Below are 23,298 nucleotides of genomic sequence, written 5' to 3' on the forward strand. Positions count from 1 at the left end.
ATCGTCCACCGCCACCGCCGGACGCACACCCCGCGGATACAACGCCTCCCGCAACGCCCCCAGCAACACCAGGCACCGCTCGACCGACATGCCCCGCACCGGCTCACGACCCGCCACCCGGCGCGCCAACGCCACCAGATCCGAACGGGAGAGCGGCCGCCGCACAGTGACCCCGGCCCCGGCCCCGCTCCGCGACAGCCCTGAGCGCCGCGGCAGGGAGCCGGCCGCGATGCGCAGGGCGCCGGTGCCGGGTGCCTGTACCGGGGCGGAGTCCACCAGGCCGAAGACCATCGGGGCGTTCTGGACGTTGGTGGTTCCCGAAGTGGTGGGCTGCCGGGTGGCGGCGGTCCAGTGGCCCGGGGCCCCGGTGGCCGGATCGGGCAGGGTGAGGATGCCGGCTGAGGCAAGGGGGTCATCGGTGCTCATCAACATCATCGGTGCGCTGTAGCCGAAGGCCGGACGTCCCGTGCTCTGGGAGAACCGCCGCACCAGCTGCGGGCTCAGCGCCCCCGCACCGGTGGTCAGGAACAGCACCGGGACACCCAGAGGGAAAACACTCAGCTCCGGGTCGAGCCCGAGCAGCGCCAGGAACTCGTTCTCCTGCACCCGGACGGGGGCCCGACCGGGCAGGTGGACGACGACAGTACCGGCGCCGTCGACCTCGACCACGCGCAGCGTGGGTATGAGCCGGCCGGGACCGACCCATTCCGGCTCGACCGGGGTGATATCGCCGGGCCCGGACGTCTCCTCGAACACGGTGCCCCAGTTGATGCCCGTAGGGGCGGCTGCGTCCGACCAGTTGAAGCCCTGGACGTTGAATCCCTGCCACAGCAGGGCCCCCGGACCGAAGGCACCGGCTTCCTTCAGGTGGTAGGCGGCCAGCAGGTCGTGGTCGGAGACGTCCACGCCCTGAGCGATCGCCTTCGACAGCAGCATCCACAGGTCCTCCAGCTGCGATCGCTCCCACCCGGCGGACGCGTCCAGGTGGAGGACCTTGCGGCCCATCGTCTCCCGGTCCGCGCGTGTCATCAGGGTGAAGACCTGAGAGGCACGGGCCGTGGCCCAGAGCGTGGACGCCGCTTGCCGGGGGGTGACCACCGCCGAGGCGGACAGCGACTGCACGTGCCGGGTGATCTGCTCGCCCCTGGCCGCCAGTTGCCGGAGTGTGGCGAGCAATGCCGGGGCGGGTACCGCGTCGGTCAGCCGGGAGGTGGGGTCGGCCGCCACGCGGGCCGCGGCGAAGTCGAGCAGGGCGAGGTACCCGGCCCGGTCCGGGGAGCGGCCGGTGTGTTCCTGGACGTAGAAGTCCAGCAGGTCCATGCGGAACGGGGTGAACGGACTGAGTGCCGGGTCGTTGGCCCGCATCCGTTCCAGCGCGCCGACGCCCTTCAGTACGCGCTCGTAGCGGCCGCCCGGCACGCCGCGGTCGTCCTCGATCTCGTTGCCGAACACCCTCCGCAGCGCCCGCACCACCCGCAGGGCGGCATCCCGGACCTCCACCGGCACCACGCCGGGGGCCGCGTGCAGGCCCACCTCCCGCGCCAACCGGTCCAGCTCGTGGTCCAGCGGCTCGGGGGGCTGCTGGACCCGGTGCCCACGCTCACCGTTCGCCGCATTCATCATCAAGCGCTGGACGTCGTCGAGGCCGGTCGGCCGGGTCGCGCCGTCCGACACCATGCGGCTCAGGTTCGCCACATGCTGGTCGAGCGGCACCTCACCCAGCGGATCGTCCACATGGGGCACCGGAGCGTACGCGGCCTGCTCCGTGTGCGGATCACCGTCCGACGCACTCCAGCAGATCTCCAGGTGTATCCGATGCCCCGGGGGCAGCGCCCGTACCTCCGGCAGCCCCGCGATGTACGCGGCCGCGTCCCGCTTGCCCAGCCACACCGTCCGGCCGTCCCGCAGCGGAAGCGCCATCCGCCCGGGCAACCCATGGGCCGCGTAGACATAGACCGCCGCGTCCATGGAGACCGGCTCGGAGTCGCTCTCCTGGTACGACGCGCCGGCGGGCGTCCAGTGCGCCAGCCGCCGCATCCGGCGGACGGTGCGCCAACGCCGCTCCATCAGCCGCAGTTCGTTCTGGCCGACAGCCAGCCTGCCGAACCGCTCGTGATTCTCGTCCACCAGCGGCACGGTGTCCACGTCACTGTCGCGGAACACCGTCCCGTCCAGCGCCGTCCACGTACGGTCCTCGTGCCGCACGGGCGCGGCCGGCGGGAGAACCTTCACCCACGCACCGACCAGCGCGTCCGGATCGGGATCCGTCAGTACCGGTACGTGCGCGTTCCCCGACTCGTCGAGGGCCAGGCCCGCCACACCGCTCGTACCCCACACCGTACGGCCCAGCCGGACGGCCACGTTTCGCAGCGTCTCCTGGTACTGCTGTCCCGCGAACGGGACGGCCAGCACGACGGGAACGTCCGTCGGCAGCTTCGCCAGTTCCGGGTCGGCGGCCAGCACGGCGGCGAGGCCCTCGGCGTCCAGCACCCGGCCGTCCGGCAGACGCACCCGCCCGTCCTCGCCGTCCGCAGCCACGACGTAGGCGGTCTCCGGCCACGGCGCCGGCCCGGCCGAGACCACCCTCGGTGCCACACCCGGCCGGGCCTCGACGACCTGCACCGTCCCCGGCTCGACCCGGCCGACCGGCCGACCCGTCCAGTTACGGCCCTGCGGACGCCCCGACGGCCCCGTGACCAGCGTCCCCGCCGACAGCAGGAAGTCCTCCGGCCCGGTGAACACGCCTAGCGCCATCGGGGGTTCGGCAACGTCCTGCACGGAGGCGGACGCGGAAGACCCCGCAGGCGGCGCGAAGAACGCCGTCTTCGCGTCCGGCACCACCACACCACCGACCGTGCCCCCGCCCGGCCCCCAGGCCCGCACGCTGGCATGCTGCGGAACGATCGAGAACCTCGACAGCTCCAGGTCCACACCCGTCGCACCCGCCGCCGACAGCAGCAGGAACTGCAGGGCGACCGGCAGCGGGGGCTCCGGCTGGCCGTAGGCCGCGAAGTGGGAGCTCACGGCGGACCGCAGATCGCTCCAGGTGAGCGAGGCCTGCAAGTCGTTGGCCGCGCGGGTCTGCTCCAGCGCCCAAAAACCCGTCAGAAGCGCCTCGAACGCGGCCGAGTCGTTCTCCAGCAACGGACCGTAGACCAGCCGGATCGCCCGCACCCACCGCCGCACCTGCGGCGCCCGGTCACGACGGCCCGTGATCTGCTCGGCCCAGCGACCCAGCTCGGCGGTCGAGAGCCCGGGGCGGAACCCGACCCACCAGTCACCCTCCGCCAACTGCCACCGCGGCCCGGCCGACCCGTCCGCGGGGACCAGCACCGGCTCGGCACCACTGCCCGTCGCCCACACCCACCGGTCCAGACCATCGGCCAGAACCTCACCGGCCAGGGGCGTGTCCAACGGGTCACCGGCAGGTGCGCCGGCCAGATCGGCCCCCACCACCAGCACCGGACGCTCCGGTGCCAGCGCCGTCAGGTGACCGTCCACCGCGAAGAGGAGGTCCACCACCCTCGCATAGTCGACGACCGCCTCGGAACCGTCCGACAAGGCCAGCGACGCGAGCGCCGGACCACCGTGCAGCCCGACCAGATAGGCCTCGTCGAACGGCAAGGTCTGCGCCGGGCTTTCCAGCGGAACCGGGCCCCGTCGCACGAAGGTGTAACTCTCCACCTCGGGCAACAGACCGTAGGCATGCCGGTGGGCGTCCTGCCAGTCCTCGACCGGGCGCGAGGACGTTCCCACCGGCCTGCCCTCCGCGTCCCGGTGCCCGACCACCAGCACCCGGTCCAGAGGAACCCGCGCCCCGTCCTGCGCGACCAGTTCCGAAGCCCACACCATCACCGGTGGCGTCCGCTCCGGATCGGCGAGGATCTCCAGAGCGTCTCGCGCCCGGCCGACCATGGTCTGGACTTTCGACCGGTCCGGCGGGGGGACGGTGTCGATGGCCTTGGACGCCTCGTCGACAGCCGTGCGCAGCGCCCGGTGCACGGAGCCGTCTTCGGGCAGCGGGGTCCCCAGGGCGTATTCGCCCAGGGCACGGGAGATCCGCTGGCTCTCCCCCACCGACATCAGCCGGCGGTAGCCGCCGCTCTGCTGCGGCAGACCCTGCAACAGCACCGTCTGCACGAAGTGGGCGAGGCCTCGGACGGCGTCGTTGTCCAGGACCCGGGTGATGGCATCGCGCAGGACGTCTTCCGGCAGCGGGGCCCGGTGCGTGAGCGCCCGCCGGTAGACCTCGCGGCTGAGCTTCGACAGCTCGGCCACGGCCCGCCGGATCTCCTCGGGCGTCATAAACTGGCCCGTGTAGCCGAAGTGGCGCAACTCCGTGAGGACCAGCGGAACCTCCAGCCTGCCGTCGTCGGTGTCCAGGGTCGGGTACTGGTCGTCGTCCATGTCGACCATCTGCTTCTGGGTGACGACCTCCCCCCGGGAGGTGCGCCCCGTCAGCACGGAGGTCATGTGCTCCCGGGGCGACGGCACGTCGCCGATGGTGGCGTCGAAGTACCCCGGGAAGAACGGCTTGTCCGGTGTGACGGCATTCCGGTAGGCCTCCAGCACCCTCCCGAGCACGACGGCGAGCCTCGCGTTGATGCCGTCGTGATGCTTGTCGAGGAATGTCCGGGTGCGGGGCCGCAGCGCCCGCAGGATGCGGTCCAGCGGGTGACGGGACGCCACCACCAGACCGTTCTTGACCATGAACGCGCTCGCGGTCTGGTTGAGGATGGCGCCGACAGGCCTGGCGACGGTGTGGGCGTAGCCCAGCCGCAGGTAGCCCCACAGCTCGTCGATGTCCGGGATGGGCGACAGGAAGGGAACGACCTGTTCGGGCACATCGGTCCGGCCGGTGAAGGCGCGCACGAAGTCCGCGGTGGCCTTCATCCCGAAATCCCTGCCCGACATGTCCACCATCCCGAGAACCGCATGCGGCACCCGGTCGACCGCAGCGTCCTGGAGCTCGCTCAGCCCCAGGGCGGGCAGACCCGTGGTGGGCTGCACATAGGCGGCGGTGGTATGGATCAGAGACCGGCCGACCAGGGCCTTGTCGCCCAGCTCGGTGGTCTGCCAGCCGTCCTGGGCGGGAAGGAGATCGGAGAGGCGTATGAGCTGGGCCGAGCCCAGCTCGTCCCTGGCGTCCAGGGCCCGCTCCACCCGGTCCAGCCGAGCCAGCGCCTCCTCCTGGGACTGACGCCGCTCGCCGGGGAGTACCGCCATCGGCTCCAGGACGACCTCGCCGATGAGGTAGGAGATCGAGCGGGGCTGCGGCTCTCCGGGTACGGGTGGGGGGTCGGTGAGGTGCATGCGTCCGTCGGCGGTCCGCCACAGCGAGGCGTGATCGGTGACGATCTTGAGGCCGGGCGCGTGGGCCAGCACTTGCTTGGTCGGTACGGCGGTGGTGAACCGTGCATCGATGCCGCTGATGGTGAACCACTGACGCTTCTCGACCTCCAGGCCGAGTGCGCCGTACTCACGCCCGGTAGCCGCGTCCAGCACCGTGTGCGCCGTGGACGACGACTGCGTGAACTCCGGCAGCGCATGCTCCACGGCCTGCCCGGCGGGGTCGAGGACGAGAGCCTGGGCCTCGGACGCCGCGACCGCCGGTGGCTGCGCCGACACCTGACGGCCGGCCCCCGCCGACGCGTCGACCCACACCACACCGTCGAAACCGCCCAGGTGGTAGGCCGCCCACGCGTGCCCCAGGGCCCCACCCCGACGGCGCGCCAGGACGAACGCCACCGCACCGGGCCCCTGAGCCGCGACCGCACCCGCCACCGCATCCCAGGAGCGCACCCCACGCCACCCGGGGCCCGGCACCAGCGACGACGCCGCCGACGGGTCGCCGACGACCGCATCGTCCACCGCGACCGCCGGACGCACCCCCCGCGGATACAGCGCGTCCCGCAGCGCCCCCAGCAGCACCAGACAGCGCTGGACCGACATGTCCCCCACCGCCTCGCGGCCCGCCACCCGGCGCGCCAACGCCACCAGGTCCGCGCGGCCGAGCACCGGACGCGGTCCGGACGCGGGCTTCGGGGCGAGCGCCGGTCCGGGAGCATGGGGCTGTGGCCGGTAGATGTGGTCCGTCTCGTCCCACATCGCGCGGAAGGCCGCCCAGACGTCGGCCTCCGTACGGGGGTTGGCCTGCCAGGGGTGGGTGCCCCGCGGTTCGGTGCCGTACAGCTCCCGCAGCAGCGGCAGCAGTGCCGGCTCGTGCCGCCGGACCCACCTCGACCCGTTGTTGCGGGGGCGGCCGGTGTACGGGTCGGTCCCGGTGTTCGTCCCCAGGTAGGCGTTGGTGAGCTGGGCGAAGAACTCGTACTCGTTCCGGGAGGAGTAGTTGCGGTGCGTGCCGGAGGCGTCGTACAGCGGCCCGTCGGGCCAGGCGGCGGAACTGCCCGCCAGCACCTTGTCGTGGAACGCCTCCGTGACCAGTCGCCGCTGATCGTCCGTCAGTCCGTGACGGTGCACGGCGTGCGCGAACTCGTGCGTCGCGGCGGAGTAGCCGTCGGCGTACAGCCCCGCGCCGGGCACGCCGGTGGAGTCCCCCAGCAGGTTCTCCTCGCCGACCGCGGTCCGCCCGCCGGCCTCGAGCCCGCGCACGGTCTCGAAGGGGCGCCCGTCCTGCGCCGAGTCCCACCGGAGGGAGCCGAACGCGTCCAGGGACGTCAGGGCGGCGTCCTTCGGGACCACGATCAGGCGCGCGCCCCCGGTCAGCATCCGCTCCGCCACGGCGGGGGACCGCAGCATGCGGGCCACCTGGGCCCGCGCCTCGATGCCGGACGAGACGGGCAGGTCCACGCCCGCCGGGACGTCCACCATGAGCAGCGCGGCGGTCCGGGCGAACGCGTCGGCGGGCAGGGCCTGTCGCAGCGCAGCCGCCAGCGCCGGGTCGGAGGCCAGCGCCTCGCGGTCCGGCGAGGACAGGGACAGCAGGCGGGAGGTTCTTTCCTCCTCGGTCATGCCGGGAAGCCGCGTGGCCAGGTCCGCCCGTGCGGCCGGCGGCAGGGCGGGCCGCGGCGCCGGAATCGGAGCAGCCAGGGACGCGGTGGGAGGCGCCTCGGCCGTCCCCGGTCCCTCGGGGGGCGGCGCGGGCAAGGGCTGTCCGCCGAACCGGCCGGAACGGGTGGGACGGGCGGGCACCGAGGACACGGAGCCGCGCAGGGACGGCCCCGCGCCGATGCTCTCCGCGCGGCGGCCGGTCTCCAGGGCGCTCGTGAGGCCCGGCAGTCCCTCCCACGCCTGGCTGTGGCGGCGCGCGTGCTCGGCCAGTTCCTGCCGGGCCGTGGCGAGGTCTTTCTCGATCTCGCCGAGCTGGGACCGGATAGCGTCACGGGCGCCGGTCCGGCGCCTCAGTTCGGCGTCCGCCTGCCGCTCCGTACGCTCCGCGCGGGACACCTCCGCCTCGGCGCGCGCGAGGTCCCCGGCGAGGGCCGTCTCCCGCACGACGTCCGCGTCCAGGGTGGTCCGGAGCTCGTCGGCCGCCGCGCGGGCCGTGGTCATCTCCTCGAGGTCCAGCTGACGCTGCCGGACCGCGGCCGCCTCCCGCTCCCGGACGTGCCCGGCGTACTCCTCGGCTGCGGCCAGGTCGTTCCGGGAAGCGGCGGCCGGGGTGGTCTCCGCGTCGGCGACGAGCCGCCCGAGGCGGTCCACCTCGGTCCGCGCCTGCTGCCCCTGCTCCCGCAGCCGCAGTTCCTCGTCCGCGGCCGCCTCGTAGCGGTTCTGCGCGTCGCGGGCGGTCGCGTCCAGCCGCGCGATCTCCTCCCGCGTCGCACCGATCCGGTCCCGCACCCCGGTGAGCTCCGACCGAACCGTCCCGGCGGTCCGAACGGCGTCCGCAAGTGCCAGGTCGGCCCTCCGGTGCGCGGTGGTGGCGGTGCCCACGGCGCGGCCGGCGCCCTCCAGCGCCCGCAGCGCACCGGGCCTGCGCCGTGTCAGTACGTCCTCCCGGTGACGGGCCGTCGCCTCGGCCCCCACCGCGCGGAGGTAGGTGCCGACGGCGTGGCGTACGCCTTCCCAGGAGTCGTGGGTGGCCTCGGTCGAGTCGGCGAGGGAGCCGTCGGCGTCGAACGGCCAGTACCGCAGCCCCTGGTCGGTGCGGACCACGAGTTCGACCGGCTTCCCGGCCAGCGCGGCCGTACGGGAGCCGACGAACAGGGCACGCGCCAGGCGGGTGCCGTCCGGGTCGGGGCCGAGCGCGAGCCACATCTCCGCCGACGCGTCCTGCTCGTCGATGCCCCCCGCCAGCACGCTGGGCAGGTCGGTCACCGGGTGCCGCTCCCAGTCCCGCAGATCGTCGGAGTCCAGGTCGGCGAGCATCGCGGGCAGGTCGTAGATCCCCGGGCCGGGGCGCGGCGGAGTGACACCGAAGCCGAGCACGTCGCGCTCCCACAGCCGTGCGGTCGAGCTTCCGGTGACATACCGGACACCCCCGGGGCCGTCCACCGTGACGACGAGGTCGACCAGGGTCTCGTAACTGCGCGTGCCGCGCCGGTCGGTGGGCTCACTCGTGGTGCCGATCCGCAGGCGGCTGAACACGGAGGCCGACGCGTTGCCGCCGGAGGACATGGCGTGCGGCTGCTGCGCGACCACGGGGAACGCCACGCCCAACATCTGGGAGTTGCTGTCCCCCACTCTGTAGGTGCCCTGCTGGTTCAGGACGAAGGAACCCGCGGTCGAGGACGCGGTCGAGGAGGTGCGGACCTGTCGGCGGACCCGGTCCACGGCGACGTCGCCCGTCTCCGTCACCGGCCGCGGCCGGTGCAGCGAGACACTCAGGGACGGCGCGGAGTCAGGAGCCTCCACCGGCCAGCTCCCGGGCATGGTGGGGGTCAGGCCCGCCGCCGTACGGCTGGGGTCGAGGCTGATCTCACCGGCCTGGATCATCTCGCCCAGCCGGACGGCGGTGGCTTCCGACGAGGCGTTCGCGGGCAGCCGCCAGGCCCTGGCCATACGCGGATCGACCTCGCGCAGCGCTTGAGCGAGCTGCGAGGCGGCGTTGAAGTCGTACACCGGGGTCGGGCCGCTCGGCTGCAGGCGCGCGCCTCCCGGGAAGGGCAGCGTGCTCCGTGCCGCGGCGTCGCTCGGCGAGAGCAGCAGCGGGTCGTCCGTGAGCAGCGCGGGGGGCCGCGGCCCCGGGGTGAGGCGCGACTCGACGGCCTCGGAGCCGATGAACCGCAGTGTCGTCGCGGCCGGTACGGAGACACGGCCGACCGGCCGGCCCCGCAGCAGACGCCCGATCCAGCCGCGCACTCGCTGCGCCACGTCGCCCTCGAGGCCGGACAGGTTCAGCAGCCCGTCCTGGAAGACCGCGCCGGGGATGTTGGCCGGCCACTGCCACACGACCTGGGACCGGACGGACGCGGTGTAGCGGTAGTCGACGTCGAAGTCGGCGGCGCTTCCCGAGCGCGTCCAGAATCGGTCCTCCGTCGCCACGTCGGACCGCGCGGCACGGGACCGGGTACTGGACAGCACGGTGGAGGGGCCTGTGCGGTCCGTGAGCCCGACTCCGCCGGTGCGCGGGTAGCGGGAGACGAGGCTGGCCATGCCCTGGCGCGTCGTCGTGACGACGGAGGACGTCGCCCTCCCCTGCGGGATGTGCGTGTCGACCTGCTCCATGCCGGTTCCCTCGTCGGCCGGACGGCCGCGTACGCCGCGCAGGGCGGGCGTCTGCATGACCGGCTCGGCGCTCAGGGTCACCTCGACCAGTCGCGCCCCGCCGTAGGCCACATGGACGAAGTGGAAGCGCACGTGGCCACCGGGGCCGCGCCGGGGCAGGGCGCGCAGTGCCGCGGGCTCGGTGGTCCGGGTGATCTCGGTCGCCACACCGGAGACATAGGAGGCGTGGCCGGGCCGGGTGGCGCCCGGCGCCTCGCGCTCGACCAGGGTGACGAGCTCCTGGCGTATCCGGTCCCGGCGTTCCCTGCGGTTCGTGGTGTCGTCGAGCTGCGTGACCGTCAGGACACTCGCCTTGCCGAGCTGGCGCGTCCGCACGAACCGGCCGGGAAGGGGAACGCCGGGCTGCGGCGGCGTCAGGCCGGGGAGCCCCTGCATACCGCCGAACCACGCGGCCAGGCGGGCCACGGACTGGGCGGGGGCCAGATACGTCACGGCGCGGGGCAGGTCGACGGCGACCGTCACGGGGGCGTACGTGCCCAGGCCTACGGCGTTCCCGGCGACGTTGCGCACGCCCCACCGGACGGTGAGCAGCAGCGTCAGGTCGCTGCCGACCCACAGCTTGTCGCCCGAGTGCTCCGTGGCGTGGGTGGCCTTGGTCGTGGAGTTCACCGCGCCGATGTCGTCGGTGCGGCGGGACTGGGAGTACCGGCCGGCGGGGTTGGTCTGGTGGACCAGCCTGTCGGGCGGGGTGGGCGGCGACTGCAACGCCGTGAGCTGGAAATTGCCCTGGTGGGTGACGCCGACGCCGCGCTGCCGGCCCGCGGTGTCGGCGGCCGCGACGTCCTGTTCCGTGTAGAGCGACTCGGAGCCCAGGTTACGGGGATTGGTCAGGTAGCCGCTGATCTCCAGCATCATGACCTGGTCGGCCGCCATGCCCGGCAGCGTCAGCCCTTCGACGACGTACGCCCCGTCCAGGATCTGCGCGGCACGGGACATGAGCTGCGCGGGCCGGATCGCGTCGTGCCGGGTCTCGGTCGCGAGGGTGCCCTGGTCGTTCAGCGACGCACCCGCCACGGCGACGGACGTCCACTTGTAGGTCGCCGCCACTCCGTCCACGGACGTCCTGGCCGCCCAGGTCACCGGTGTAGCGGCCCAGTTGACGGCCGAGCCGGCCCGGTTGACCGCGCCGGTCAGGCTCTCGGGCAGCGCCTCCTTCACCGCGGAGCCCCGCCGGGCGGTCTCCGCGGCCAGTTCGCTCAGCTGCACGGAGGCGCGCCGCACCGCCCGGCGCACCGGACCCTGCTCCGGGTGACCCGGATAGGTCCCCGCGACGATCTGCCCGAGCGCCTCCAGCAGCGCGGCCGAGCCGCGGAAGGTGTCGACGAGCGCGCCTTCCGGCAGCCTGGTCAGGCCGGGCAGCGGATGGCCCTGGGCGTCGACCAGGTTCAGGCGCCTCCGGTCGTCCGTCGGCCCGCCGTCGGTGACGGGTTCCCGGATCACGTGCCCCGGCCGGGGGACGGCGGGCTCGATGCTCGTGGCGGGCGCGTGGGTGCGGTAGTGCGGCACCAGCAGCGTGACGTCGCCGGGCACGGTGTGCGGTGTGGCGCCCGGAGCCCGGAGCACCGTCCCGTCCGCGGCACCGTCGTCGGTCTCTGCATCGTCGGCGAAGTGGATGCGCGGGTCGTCACCGGGGCCCTCGTACAGGTCCAGGGCGAGCCTGGCGGGTACCTCGAAGAGCTCGCTGCCGTTCCGCGTCGTCATGGTGAACTGGTCGTAGCCGACCGAGTCACCGGTGTTCCCGGTGTCTGTGATCTGCCGGGTGGCCAGGTAGTCCGGAGCGGCGTTCAGCCCCCAGGCACCGTCGTTCACGGGGGCGTGGAAGCCGCCGCCGCCGCCGGCGGAACCGCTCAGCGCCGCGCCCCACCGCCGCCCGCCGCCGGCCTCGTACGAGCTGAAGCCGACCTGGAGGATGTCCGGCAGCCTGCGCGCGTGGTTCGCGGGCCGCGCATAGTCCCGCGCCACGGAGAACCGCAACTGCACCCGCCGGGTGCCCGAGACGGCGTGCGGCCGGTCGAACCAGACCGGCTCCCCGCCGTCCACGCCGTCGGCCGCCGACGCGGCGAGGCCGAACGTCGAACGCATCTGGCGCAGCCGCCGCAGGTTCTCCAGCTGGGCGACGACCAGCGGCTCGTCCAGCCGGAACGGCAGCGACCGCCGCCGGGGGGCCGCGGGCGGCAGGAAGCCCTCGTCCCGCAGCCACACCTCCGCCCTCGCGAACAGCGGATCCGCTCCCTCGATCCTGAGGGGTGTCTCCGTGTACCCGATGCTGGTCAGGTGCTCCAGATGCTCGGGAAGCTCCCGCACCTCGTCCGGGCCCGGCCGGTGGCCGGCCATCGCCTCCCGCCGGGCGATGCGCAGCCGCAGACCGTCCTCCCACGGGCCGAACGTGCCGCTGTCCTGACCGCCGCCGGCCCGGTGCAGCGTCACGGTGTAGGTGACCCGGGCGGGAGTGAGCAGATGACCGGTCTTGGTGCGGATGCCGTGCATCAGCGTCGCGCTGCTGACGCTGTTCAACTGGTCGTTCACCTGCCAGTTGACGCCGGCCTTACCCATGACGTTGCCGCCGAACGACGCCACGGCGCGCGGGTGCCCCGCGGCGCGGTCGGTGGTGAACGACGAGCCGCCCGAGGCCTCGACCCCCAGGCCGCTGGTCCGCTTCGCCGACCGGTCCACACTGGAGGAGTGCGAGAACCACGTCTCGAGCGTGGACTTGCCCTCGGCGCTCTTGAGTACCGGCCGCCCCGGTTCGATCACCGCGGTGAGTTCGAGCACGCCGACCGCGTTGCCGTCCTCGTTCAGCAGCGTCGGCGAGAACACCCCGCCGGTGCGCTGCAGATGCGGGGTGCCCTGCAGCATCCGCTGGGAGAGGAAGTTCTCCAGCGCCCGCTCCGAGTCCTCGTCGAGGCTCCGCAGAGAGCCGAAGTTCTGGTCCTGGAGGAGTTCGGTCAGCAGCCGGCGCGGTTCGGCGACGCTGTCGCCTCCCCACAATGGCAGGTCGTCCACGTCTCCGGGCTCCGGCAGATCGGTGGAGTCGGCAGCGTCGAAGGCGAGGTGCTCGTGGAACCACATCGTGAGGGAGCCGTGCGACTGCTCCGGCTGCCAGTTGCCGACCGGGTCCTCCCGGGGGGCGTCGACCTGGACCTGCCACCGTCCGTCGACATCGATCGGATGCGCGGGCTCCTCGGCCTGCTGCTTGCTCGTGACCTGGAACGTCTCGCCGACGGAGACGGACTGGGCCAGCTGGTTGTGCGTCGCCGTCACGTTGACGGTGGCGTCCCACCAGCGCAGCGCGCCGGTGCCGTTGTTGCGGGAGATGCCGCTCCACGGCACCGATGCGGTGCGCAGGGTCCCCGAGCTCTCCACGTGCGAGGACGTCTGCCCGCCCGCGGCCCGGAGTTCCACCTGCACGTCCGGCAGCGTCGGCGGGCGCTGGCCGGTGTTCCGGCCGTACCTCGCGGACTTCGCGGTATCGGCGTAGGCGAGCCGTACGTCCACCGACCTGTCACGGCCACCCTGGCGGAGGGTGATCCGGTGTCCCTGCCGACTGCGCAGGTACGGCCGGTTCAGCTCGATCTCCACCGCGCTCAGCACGTCGCGGAGCTGAGCCCTCAGCTCCTGGCCCTCCGTACCGGCCGGGTCCACCCCGAGGGCATGGATGATCTGCCCGTGCAGGCCGTCCAGGACGGGGTCCGGAGTCGGCTCGTGGATGACGAGACCGACGTGCCCGTCGTGCCGGGTGCCGTGGGTGCGCGCGTACTCCGACAGTTCGCCGGGCACGGTCGGCGGTGCCGCCGGCGGGGCGGCCGGGGCGGCGACTACCTGCGGAGCCGGGGGCGCGGGTGCGGGTGCCGGCTCGTGGGGCTGCGGCACGTGGACGCCCTCGGCCTGGTCCCAGAGTGCCCGGAAGCCCTCGTAGATCTCGTTCTGCTCCTGGACGGCCGCGACCGGGTTGACCGGTACCGGCTCGGCACCGTCCGGAACGTCGCCGTACAGCTGCCGCATCAGCGGGAACAGCGCCGGGAAATGCCTGCGGACCCAGTCGGGGCCGCCGTTGGCACGCCTCAGCCTGGTGTACGCGTCCCTTCCCGCGTTCGCCCGGAAGTAGACGTTGGTGAGCTGGGCGAAGAACTCGTACTCGTCCCGGCTCGAGTAGTTGGCCCCCGTGCGGCGCCCCTTGCCGTCCATGCCGTGCAGCAATCCGTCGGGCCACAGCGCGCCGTCCTCGGCCCAGGTCTTCTTGAACACGTTCTGGACGAGCCGCTGCTGCTGCTCGCTCAGCCCGTACATGTGGATGGTGTGGGCGAACTCGTGGAGGGTCGTGGAGTAGCCGTCCGGGTACGAGGGAGCGGCGCCCGGCACGGAGGTGGACTCGCCGAGGAGGTTCTCCTCCGTCACCCCCGCGATACGCAGGCCGACACCGCGCACCTCGTCCCACTTCCGGCCGTCCCGGCCGGCCCGCCCCGCCAGGTCCCGGAACGGATCCAGCGAGGTCATCGCCTCGCTGCGGGGCACGACCATCACGCGCGCGCCGTCCCTGAGCAGCTTGGCCGTGACGTCCGGATCGCGGAGCATGCGCGCGATCTGCCGGCGCACCTCCCGACGTGCCGAGACGGGCTGTTCCACGCCGGGCGGCACCTGCACCATCAGCTGCGCCGCGGTCTCCGCGAAGTCCGGGGCGGACAGGGTGGTGCGCAACGCGTCCACCAGGAACGGGTCCGAGGCCAGGCGCTCGCGCTCAGCGGGCGACAGCGCGGCCAGCTCCTGCTCCCGGGCGTCCTGCGCCATGTCGGGCAACTGTGACGCCAGCCGCCGGACCGGGTCCGAGGCGACCGCGTCGGTGACACTCAACGCGTCGGCGAACGCATGGAGTTCGGCGTTCATCCACCTCAGGTCGTCCGGTGCCGCGCCGAGCGACAGCCAGGTGTGCCCGACTGCCGAGACGGCCTCGGGATTGCCGGCCAGCCCGTCGAGCAGTTCGCTGAGCCGGACGGCGAGGCCGGGCGCGGCACCGGACGGGCGTGCCGCACGGTAGGCGTCGCCCCGCAGTGCCTCCGGGGCGGCGGCCGGCAGCGCGTTCTTCGGGGCGTCGAACAGCCCCCACATCAGGTCGAAGAGGCGCGAGTCACGTTGCCGGCCGTCGGTGGCCAGGGCAAGTATGTACGCGGCGTCCGCCAGCGCCTCGGTGACGTCGGGGACGAGGAAACCGTCGGTCTCGGTGGGACGGGCAGAGCCGGTGGGGGCTTGCGGGGCGCGGCGGACCACGATCCTGGCACCGTGCACCACACCGGAGAGCGTGCGTCCGTCCGCACTCAGGCGGAGGGCGTGCCGGTGCACTCCGGGGAACTGCCTGGCGACGGCCTCGTTGACGGGGTCCGCGTACGGGGCGATGTCGGCGGGGAGCTCGAACACCAGGGCGCCGAGGGGGCGCGGGGTACCGAACAGCACCCTGGCCCGGGCCCTTCCGGCCAGGAGCACGGGGTGGCCGAGGTCCCGCATGAGCGTGCTGAACCGGCGGCCGACGTCGAGCTTGGCGTGGTCGGAGAGCGGGGCGACGGGTGAGGAGCCGGAGCGGCCGACGGTCGCGTCGGGTCGGGTGGTCTCACCGGTTCCGGTGGGACGGGGCGTGGCGGGGTCGTCACCGGTGTCGCCGTCGTCCGGCATGTCACCCCTGGCGGCTCCGGCGTTGATCCGGTCGTCGCCGTCCGCCGGCGGCGCGGACGGGCCGGGGAGGGTGTGGAGGGTGCCCTGCTCGGCGGAGGTGCCGGGCAGATCGGCCGGCCGGCTGGTCTGCCAGTGCGGCGTCTCCTGTGCCGGGTCCCCCGCCAGCACGATCACGCTCCCGCCGCTCGACGGGTCGAGGACCGGAGCGCTCGGCAGCTCCGACAGGACCGTCGTCCGCGCCGTCCCCGAGCGGCCCGCGACATGCTGCGCGAGACCGGCGGGGTTGACGTGGGTGCCGATCACGAGGAGCGGCGTACCCAGGGGGATCTGCCGGTGGACCCGGTCGTGGCGCAGCAGTGCGGCGATCTCGCTGCCCGGTATCCACCTGCTGGAACCGTCGGGCCACGGCATCGACACATGGCCGTTCGTACTGTCCGCCCAGATCAGGTAGGCACGCGCCGCCGAGCCCGACGGGGCCTGCGGCCACAACGCGTCGTACCGCGTGCCGCCGCCCACCGAGCCGTCCGGCGACACGACGTACCCCCGGGTGGCGATGTCGCCGGTGACCGGCCGGCCGGTCCAGTTGCGGCCCGTCGCCACGCCACCGGCCATCAGGCGGGTGCCGTCGTCGAGCGCGCCGTGGCGGACGAGGTCCCACGCCGCGAGATCCGCGGGGTCCGACGGGTCGAACCCGGAGACCGCCGCGCCCGCCATCAGCCACAGCAGCCGGTCGGCGGCCTGGTCGGCGCTCAGGTCGGTCCCTGCGGGCAGATGCAGGACCTTCTTCGCCAGGGCCGTCGGGTCGGCGACGGCCCGCAGGGCCTCGGCGCCCTTGACCGTGCCCCACACCAGCCGGCTCACGTCCGCCTGCGTCACCGGCCGGGCGGACGGGAGCCGCAGCACGTTCACGGCGGAAGCGCCCAGATCCCGGCCGGCCAGCCGCTTCAGTGCCCAGTCCAGCGACGGCATCGGCGTGTAGCCGTGCAGCGTCAGCTGTCCGGCGGCGGCCTCGTCCGCCTTCCGGGCAGCGTCGGACAGCACCCGGCGGATCTCGTCCGGGGCAGGTGCGTCGTTGCTGGTGCGCTGATGGCGCGCGTGGACGACCAGGTGCAGGTGGTGCAGGGTGAACGGCCCCGTCACCCGCATGTGGCGGTCCGCCCGGCGCATGTTCTCCAGCGCGCCGATCCCCTGCAGCAGCGTCCCGAACGCCGGGTCCGCGTGGACGTCGGCGCCGAACGACCGGCGCAGGGCCCGTACCAGCCGCATCGTCGTGTCCAGCACGTCCAACGGGGCCGGGCCGGCTCCGGGATGCAGCCCGGCCCACCGCGCCAAGCGGGTCAGCTGGGCCGTGTCCGGTTCGGGAAGCAGCAGGCGGCGTCCGCCCGGCTCGCCCGAGGGCCCAGCCAGCACGCCCGACCCGATGGTCGCGCCCCGCGTCAGCACGTGGACTCGGTCCACCGCCAGCACACCGGCCGTGCTGCCGTTCGCCACATCCTGCGCGTAGGACGTCACGCCCAGGACGTCGAAGACGTACGGAGGCGTCCCCGCGTCCGTCAAGTACGCCAGGTCCTCCGCGACGGCGTCGGCCCAGCACGCCCCGAGATCGATCACGGCCTGGCTGCCGAGCTTCCTCATACTCGGCCGACGTCTGATGAACCGGCCCGTCTCCACCCCGTCCACCTGGACCGGTGGGCGGCCGTCGGCCACCTCCATGACGCCCCGCAGCGGCATTCCGTGCTGGGCGAAGTGGTAGACCGGCCGTCCGTCCTCAAGAAGCGGGACCGGGTCGCCGAGCGCCCGCTTCGTCACCGGATCGAACTGGGAGAACTCCGAGATGTCCCCCAGCGCCTCGAGCATGGGCTCGTTCAGCACGAGGTCGGCGTCCGACAGGGTGACGCGCCCGAACGAGCGGCCCCCTTCGGCGATCGTCCGCGTCTTGACCGCACGGTCCGGGATCACCGTCCCGTCCTGAGCGGTCACGAAGCCCTCGTCCGGCACCCCGCCCGGACCCAGATCGTCCGCGTCGCTGCCGAACCAGCCGCCCAGGGGCACCCCTTGGGACCGCTGGTTCTCGACGACGATCCGGTACCGGCCGGTCGCCGGGTCGGGGACCAGGCCGACCTGGCCGCTGTGCGCCCAGACGCCGTCCCGGCCCGCCCGGAACGCCAGCGTCCGGGGCATGACCAGACCCTGGTCACCACCGTGGTTCAGCACCAGCACGACGGGCACACCCGCCGGGAGCCCCGTCACCCCCGGGTCGCGGGCCACCAGCTCCACGAACTCCTGCCACGGGATCCTCGTCCCGCCCTGGCCGCCGGGGAGCAGGACGTGGTCGTGGCCGCCCTCGGCCACCACCACGTACGCGCCCTGATCCGCGTTCCACATCGGCTCCAGCGGCCCCTGGAACTGGCCGGCGCGCCGCTGCCACACCTGCGACGTGTCCACCGAGCCCACCGGCTGTCCGGTGAGGTTCAGCCCCTGGTACGAACCGTCCGCCGACACGATGTGGCGCTCAGGACCCAACACCCCCTGGGCCGCGAGGTGGTAGGCGCCCAACGACGCGACACCCGACGACCAGCCGACGGCCATCGCGTTCTCCACCAGGGCGAACAACTCGGTCCGGTGATCTGCGGACACCTCCGTGTCCGGGGGCAGATACAGGATCCTCCGGGTCAGCGCGGGGACGTCGAAGGCACCGCCTGGGTCGTCCAGCAGCCGCAGCCGCTCCAGTTCGGCGACGGCGCCCGCGTACTGCGGCGGGACCACCTCGGCGGTCACCCTGCCCGTACCACCGGTCCCCGTCCGCACGGCGATGTCGAACGAGTCCGCCAGGTCACCGGCGCCCAGCTCCACCAGTGCCTGTGTCAGGTCCTCCGAGAACAGTTCGGCGACCGCCTCGACACGGCCCCGCGCCGAGCGGCCACTGCGGCCGTACCCCGTCAGCACCACCTCGGGCGGGGTCAGCCCGGCCCGCAGGTGCGAGAGACCGACGGCCGCCACCCGGCCTGCCAGCACCCGTAGCTCACGGCGCTCGTCCCCGCCCACCGAGGACGACCCCGGGCCGAACTCCACCACCACCGGCGACACCCCGGGCGCCCCGCCCAGCAGGCGCGGGGGGAGGCCCAGCTCACGCCGGACCCGGCTCGCCAGCTCCCTGGCCGGGACGGCGTCCACCCCGTGCACGGCGAGATACTCGGCCACCTGGCGCACGGCCTCGCGGAAGTCGCCTCGCGCGTGACGTGAGTCGGCGAGCACGGGGTGCAGTTCCAGCGGCAGCACCAGCGAGACCGCCCGCTGCCAGGCCTCGGCGGGATCCGTGCCGGCCGGGGCCCCGGACGCCCGGTCCGTGGCGAGCACGAAGTCCTGGTAGGCGGCGCTCCACGTACGGCGGGCGGCGCGTGCCGCGACGGCGTCGAGCGCGTCGCTCCAGGGGCCGGGCCGGGTCATCAGCAGCCGGACGTGGTCGAGGGGGGCGAGCCCGCTGTCGCCCACCCGCACGGAGCCGTTGAGGACGGCCTGAAGTGCGGGGCCCTCGCCCAGTGTGACGCCGGCGGCAGTCAGAGCGGCCGAGGTGAGGGTGTCGTCAGGAGCCAGCAGCGGCGGGTCGGCGGGCAGGTCGTCGGCGGTGACCAGAGCGGCGGTGCGCCGCCGTTCGTCGTCCGTGCGACGGACCCGCGGAACGATCGAGTCCGCGGCGGCCGCGGCGGCCGCGTCCGCGCCGAGCTCGCGCAGCCGGTCCCCGGCCTCGTCGAGCCGCCGCTGCGCCTGTTCGACGTCCAGCCACGCGTCATGGAGTCTGGCGGCGTCGTCGGCGCCTCCCCGGCCGCTCTCCACCCTCCCGGTGAGCGTGCCCGCGGTCCGCACGGCGCGGTCGAAGGCACTGAGGGCGTCGCCGTGCTCCCGGCGTGCCTCCGCGAGGGCGAGCTCGTCGGCGATGGCGTCGTCGACGGGGGCGTCGTCGATCAGTGACCCCTCGGTCAGGGTGTGGTCGAAGCCGCCGTCGGGGAAGGTGGCGATGCCGTCGACCGGGACCGACCCGCCGAGGGGGCCCGTGCCGGGGCCTGTGCTCCTGCCCTTGCCCTTGCCGGAGGCGGGCAGGGGTGCCTCGGAAGCCGGCGGTTCGGCCGACGCGGGGGCGGCCGGGGGCGGGGCGGTGTCCGGCTGCCCTTCGGCCGTGGCCGCCGTCTCCGCCGTGGCCGAGGACGCCGTGGCCGAGGACGCCGTGGCCGAGGACGCCGTGGCCGAGGCGGTCCGTACGGGGGTGGCCGGCGCGATCGGCGTGTCACGGTCCGCCCGGTCGGGTGCCAGCATCTGCGGGGCCCGGGCCGGGTCGTCGACACCGCTTCGGGGCCGGGTGCCACGCGCGGCGAGCGGATGGCCGAGGACGGCGCCACCGGCACCGACGGCGTTCTCGATGGTCTCCAGATAGTGCAGCGGCACGGCGGGGGCCGGGTCGGACAGCGGGCCGGGGCCGGCCGTGCCGCCGTCGCCCGGCCGCACCATCCGGCGCAGCAGCGCCTCTGCCGCCGGCCCCCGGTCCGGTACGCCCGCGTAGTTCAGGAGCTTGTGGAGCACGGCGGCGTCGTCCCGTGCCTGCCGCGCAGCCGTCTCCTCCGGCGAGGCGGCGGGGTCGACGGTGTGCAGACGCCAGTGCACCTGGTCGGTGTCGTCCGGCTGAGGGCTCCGGCTCAGTTCGACGGCCTCGAAGTGACCGGGTGCCGGCGTGAGCGTGAGGTCGATGTGCAGTTGGTCGCCGGATCGCGGGAGCAGCAGACCGTTGTTCAGGCGGGTATCGAGGAGCGTTTGCATCCGCTTCTGGAACGCGCCGAGTTCGTCCGGGGCGAAGCCGTCCCCGGTCCGGACCGGCAGGTGGAGCGAGACGTTGCTCATCCATCGGCCGTCGTCCGCCTGGATCCGCTGGACCCACGCGCGGACGAGGGTTTCCCGGCCACCCTCGGGCGTCCCGGGTTCCGTCGCCGGGTCGAGCTGTCCGGTACGTACGGGCACCGCCGGCGCGTCGTGGCGCCCGGCCCGCCACTGCTCGGGGCGCACCGGATCGGCGACGGGGACGGCGGGCTCCGGCGTCGGCCCGGTGAGCGGGTCCACGCCGAGGACGGTGTCGGTGTCGGTGGAACTGTCCGGGTGGGTAGGGGTGTTCGTGTCGGTGGCGCTGCCCGTGGGGTCGGCCGCGGGCTCCCCGGCCGGGGCCTGTTCCCCGGTCAGGCCCGCGCGGGACAGCTGACCGGGTGCGGACGGTGCGTCCGGCTGCGGAGTGCCGGAGGACGTACGCAGTTCCGCAGGCGGCGTCGCCGGCGCCGGCGGGCCGTCGGGCACGGCCTTGTCCGTGGACGCGCCGGGGGTCGGCACGGCCTCGTCCGCGGCGCCGTCACGGGACGACGGGGCGGGCGTCCGCTCCGTACCGTCGGACGGCTCCTCCTGACCGTCCTGACCGTTCTCCTCCGCCTCCTGGTCCGGGAGCTCGGCGGCGTCGTTCCGGTCGGCCGGGCCGCCCTGGGACGACTGCTGCGACTGGTTACCCGAACCGGCCGCGCCCTGCGGAGCGGAGGGCGGTGCCAACTGGCCTCCGTACGCTGTCGTGGTCGGGCCGGCCGACGTACCCACGGGCGCCGGCGGCACGACGGTGCCGGCTTCGGCGTCGGACACCGGCGGGGCGTCGCGGTGCGTGACGCCCTCCACGTCCGGCTGCCCGCCGGTGGCCCTGCCCGCCGTCCCGCGTCCGGGCAGCTCCTGCCCGGTGGTGTCGCCTTGGACGTCCCGTGTCCCGTCCTGACCCCCCGGCGTCTCCTCCGGATCGATCGCCCCCACGTCCGTGCCGTTCGCACCGCCCGTCGTGCTCAGGCCGGAGACGGTGGAGGAGCCCCTGGGTGCGGTGACTCCGTGCGGCAGGTCACTCGCCGTGCCGGGCACGCCCGAAGAGGTGCCGGGCACGAGGTCCGGCATCGGATCGGACGCGAGGTCCGTCTCCAGGTCCGGTACGAGGTCAGGCGTCGTGAGATCGGCGTCCACACCGGACGACGCCTCGGAGGCACGCCCGGACGCCGCTCCTGGCGTCAGAGGCGTGGTGTCCGGCTGGGAGGAGGACGGCAGCGTGGACGGCGAGACGCCCGGCGTGGAGGCCGGTGACGGAGTGGGCGGCGCCAGATAGGGGACCTGCGACCCACTCGTGCCGCTGAAGCCGTTCGTGCCGCCGGTGGTTCCCGGTGTCCGCGGGGTGAGGTCGAAGGGCCCGGACTGAGCGTCGGAGCCGCCGGGGGGCAGTGTGTTCAACGCCGACGGAGGCGCCTGCACCGGTGGAGGCGTGTACAGGAGCGGCGGGAGAACGTCGATACCGCTGCCCACCCCGTCCGGGAGGTCTGTCGAGACCGTGTTCGGAAGGGGGGTCACCGGGCCGGGGGTGAACAGGCCGCTCTTCACCGTCGACGGGCCCTTGCCGTACGGACCGTCGGAGAAGCCCGTTCCCGGCTTCCCGGAGCCCGAGGGTTCCGGATCGCCGCCACCCAGCCGGCTGCCCGGGCCGGGCAGGTCGTTGACGTCCGGGAATCGGTGCCCGTTGTCGAAGTAGGAGTTGTAGATCGAGAAGGCCCCCGCGCCGATGGCCAGCCCCGCGCCCGCGTCGAACAGGGTGCTGGTGCCGGACCCGACGAAGGTCTCCCACTTGAACTCCCACTTGTCGTAGAAGGCCCCGTTGATGATGACCTCGGCGGTGCTCTCGGCGGCGCCCCCGACGACGAAGGTGGTGACGACGGCCGGCGGACCGTTCGTCAGGCCCTTGAACAGCAGGCTGTTCCGGTCGAATTTGAACTTGTCGAAGACGTCCCCGAGGAGGTCCTTGAAGTAGTTCTGGACCGGTTTCAGGACCTTGTCGAAGAACTCCATGAAACCGCTGGTGAGGGCGCCGAAGGCGCCGTTGACCGCGACGTCCTTCCAGTCGACGCCGTCGGGCCTGCGGCCACCCTTGTTCAGAGCGATCTGCGCCAGCTGGGTCCCCAGACTCTGGATGGCCTCAGTGATCGCCTCCCCGAGCGTCGGCGCGATGTGCGACATCCGGAGCAGCCGATCGATGATCATGAGGATCGCCAGCTTGCTCCGGGCTCGTGCCAGGAACATCTGCGAGACCGAAGCGCCGCCGGTGAACGCCATCAGTGCCGCCAGCAAAGCCAGTTCGGCGAGCAGCATGATGATCTCGGCGATGATGTCCCACTTCGATCCCTGGATCTTCTGTGAGTAGTCGATCTGGCCGTTGGCGAGCTCGTCCAGCTGGTGCAGCAGCCTCTGGACGGGGTCGTTGCCGCCGGGCATGTCGGTGAGCATCCGCACACTGTCGATGTACGGCTGGGCCACCTCCGGCGGCAGCGCCTCCTCCACCATCTGGATGGTCTCCCGCGCGCCGGCGCGCAGGTCGATCAGACCCTTCTGGAGTGCGAGGTAGAGCTGACGACTTTCCCACGCCAGATTCTCCCTGGCCTGCAGGGGCATCTCACCCAGCAGGATCCAGAGCATCGTCCGGACGTCCGGCGGAAAGTCGATCTCCTCCACTTAGTGCCTGCCGCCCCCGGCGGAGTCCCCGCCCAGCGCGTCGAGGCTCGACGACTGCCGCCCGATCTGCTCGTTCGCGTACGCCGAAACACCCTCGATGTGCTGGCCGTTGGCCCAGACCGCCTGGCGGAGCTCCGAGAAGGCGGTGCCCACGGCCCTGATCAGGTCCAGGCAGGCCTGGTTGTTCGCCTCGAACTTCGGCAGCACCTCATGGGCGAAGTCGTCGTCGTAACCCGCCCAGCCCCGGTAGTTCTGTATGTCGGAGATGAAGTCGTCGGCGATCTTGTTCGTCCTCTCCGGCAACGCCTCCATCATCTCGCCGCCGCGGCGTATCCGCCCGGGGTCAGCGGTGAACTTGCCTGCCATGGTTACCTCCTTCGTCGCCCTCTACGG

At 73.4% G+C, this 23,298-nt stretch carries 2 protein-coding genes; both read right to left on the reverse strand.

All coding sequences use genetic code 11. The annotated features are described in order from the left end of the window. The coding region (locus ACWCV3_RS27310) for a lonely Cys domain-containing protein (RefSeq protein ID WP_451229483.1) at nucleotides 1–22,905 on the reverse strand (22,905 nt) is incomplete at its 3' end. Then, nucleotides 22,906–23,271 (reverse strand): hypothetical protein, encoded by a 366-nt coding sequence (locus tag ACWCV3_RS27315; protein WP_451229486.1) that lies wholly within the window; start codon nucleotides 23,269–23,271, stop codon nucleotides 22,906–22,908. It abuts the gene before it with no gap. Between the last annotated feature and the right edge of the window lie 27 nt (nucleotides 23,272–23,298).

Source organism: Streptomyces sp. NPDC001781, from assembly GCF_053596035.1.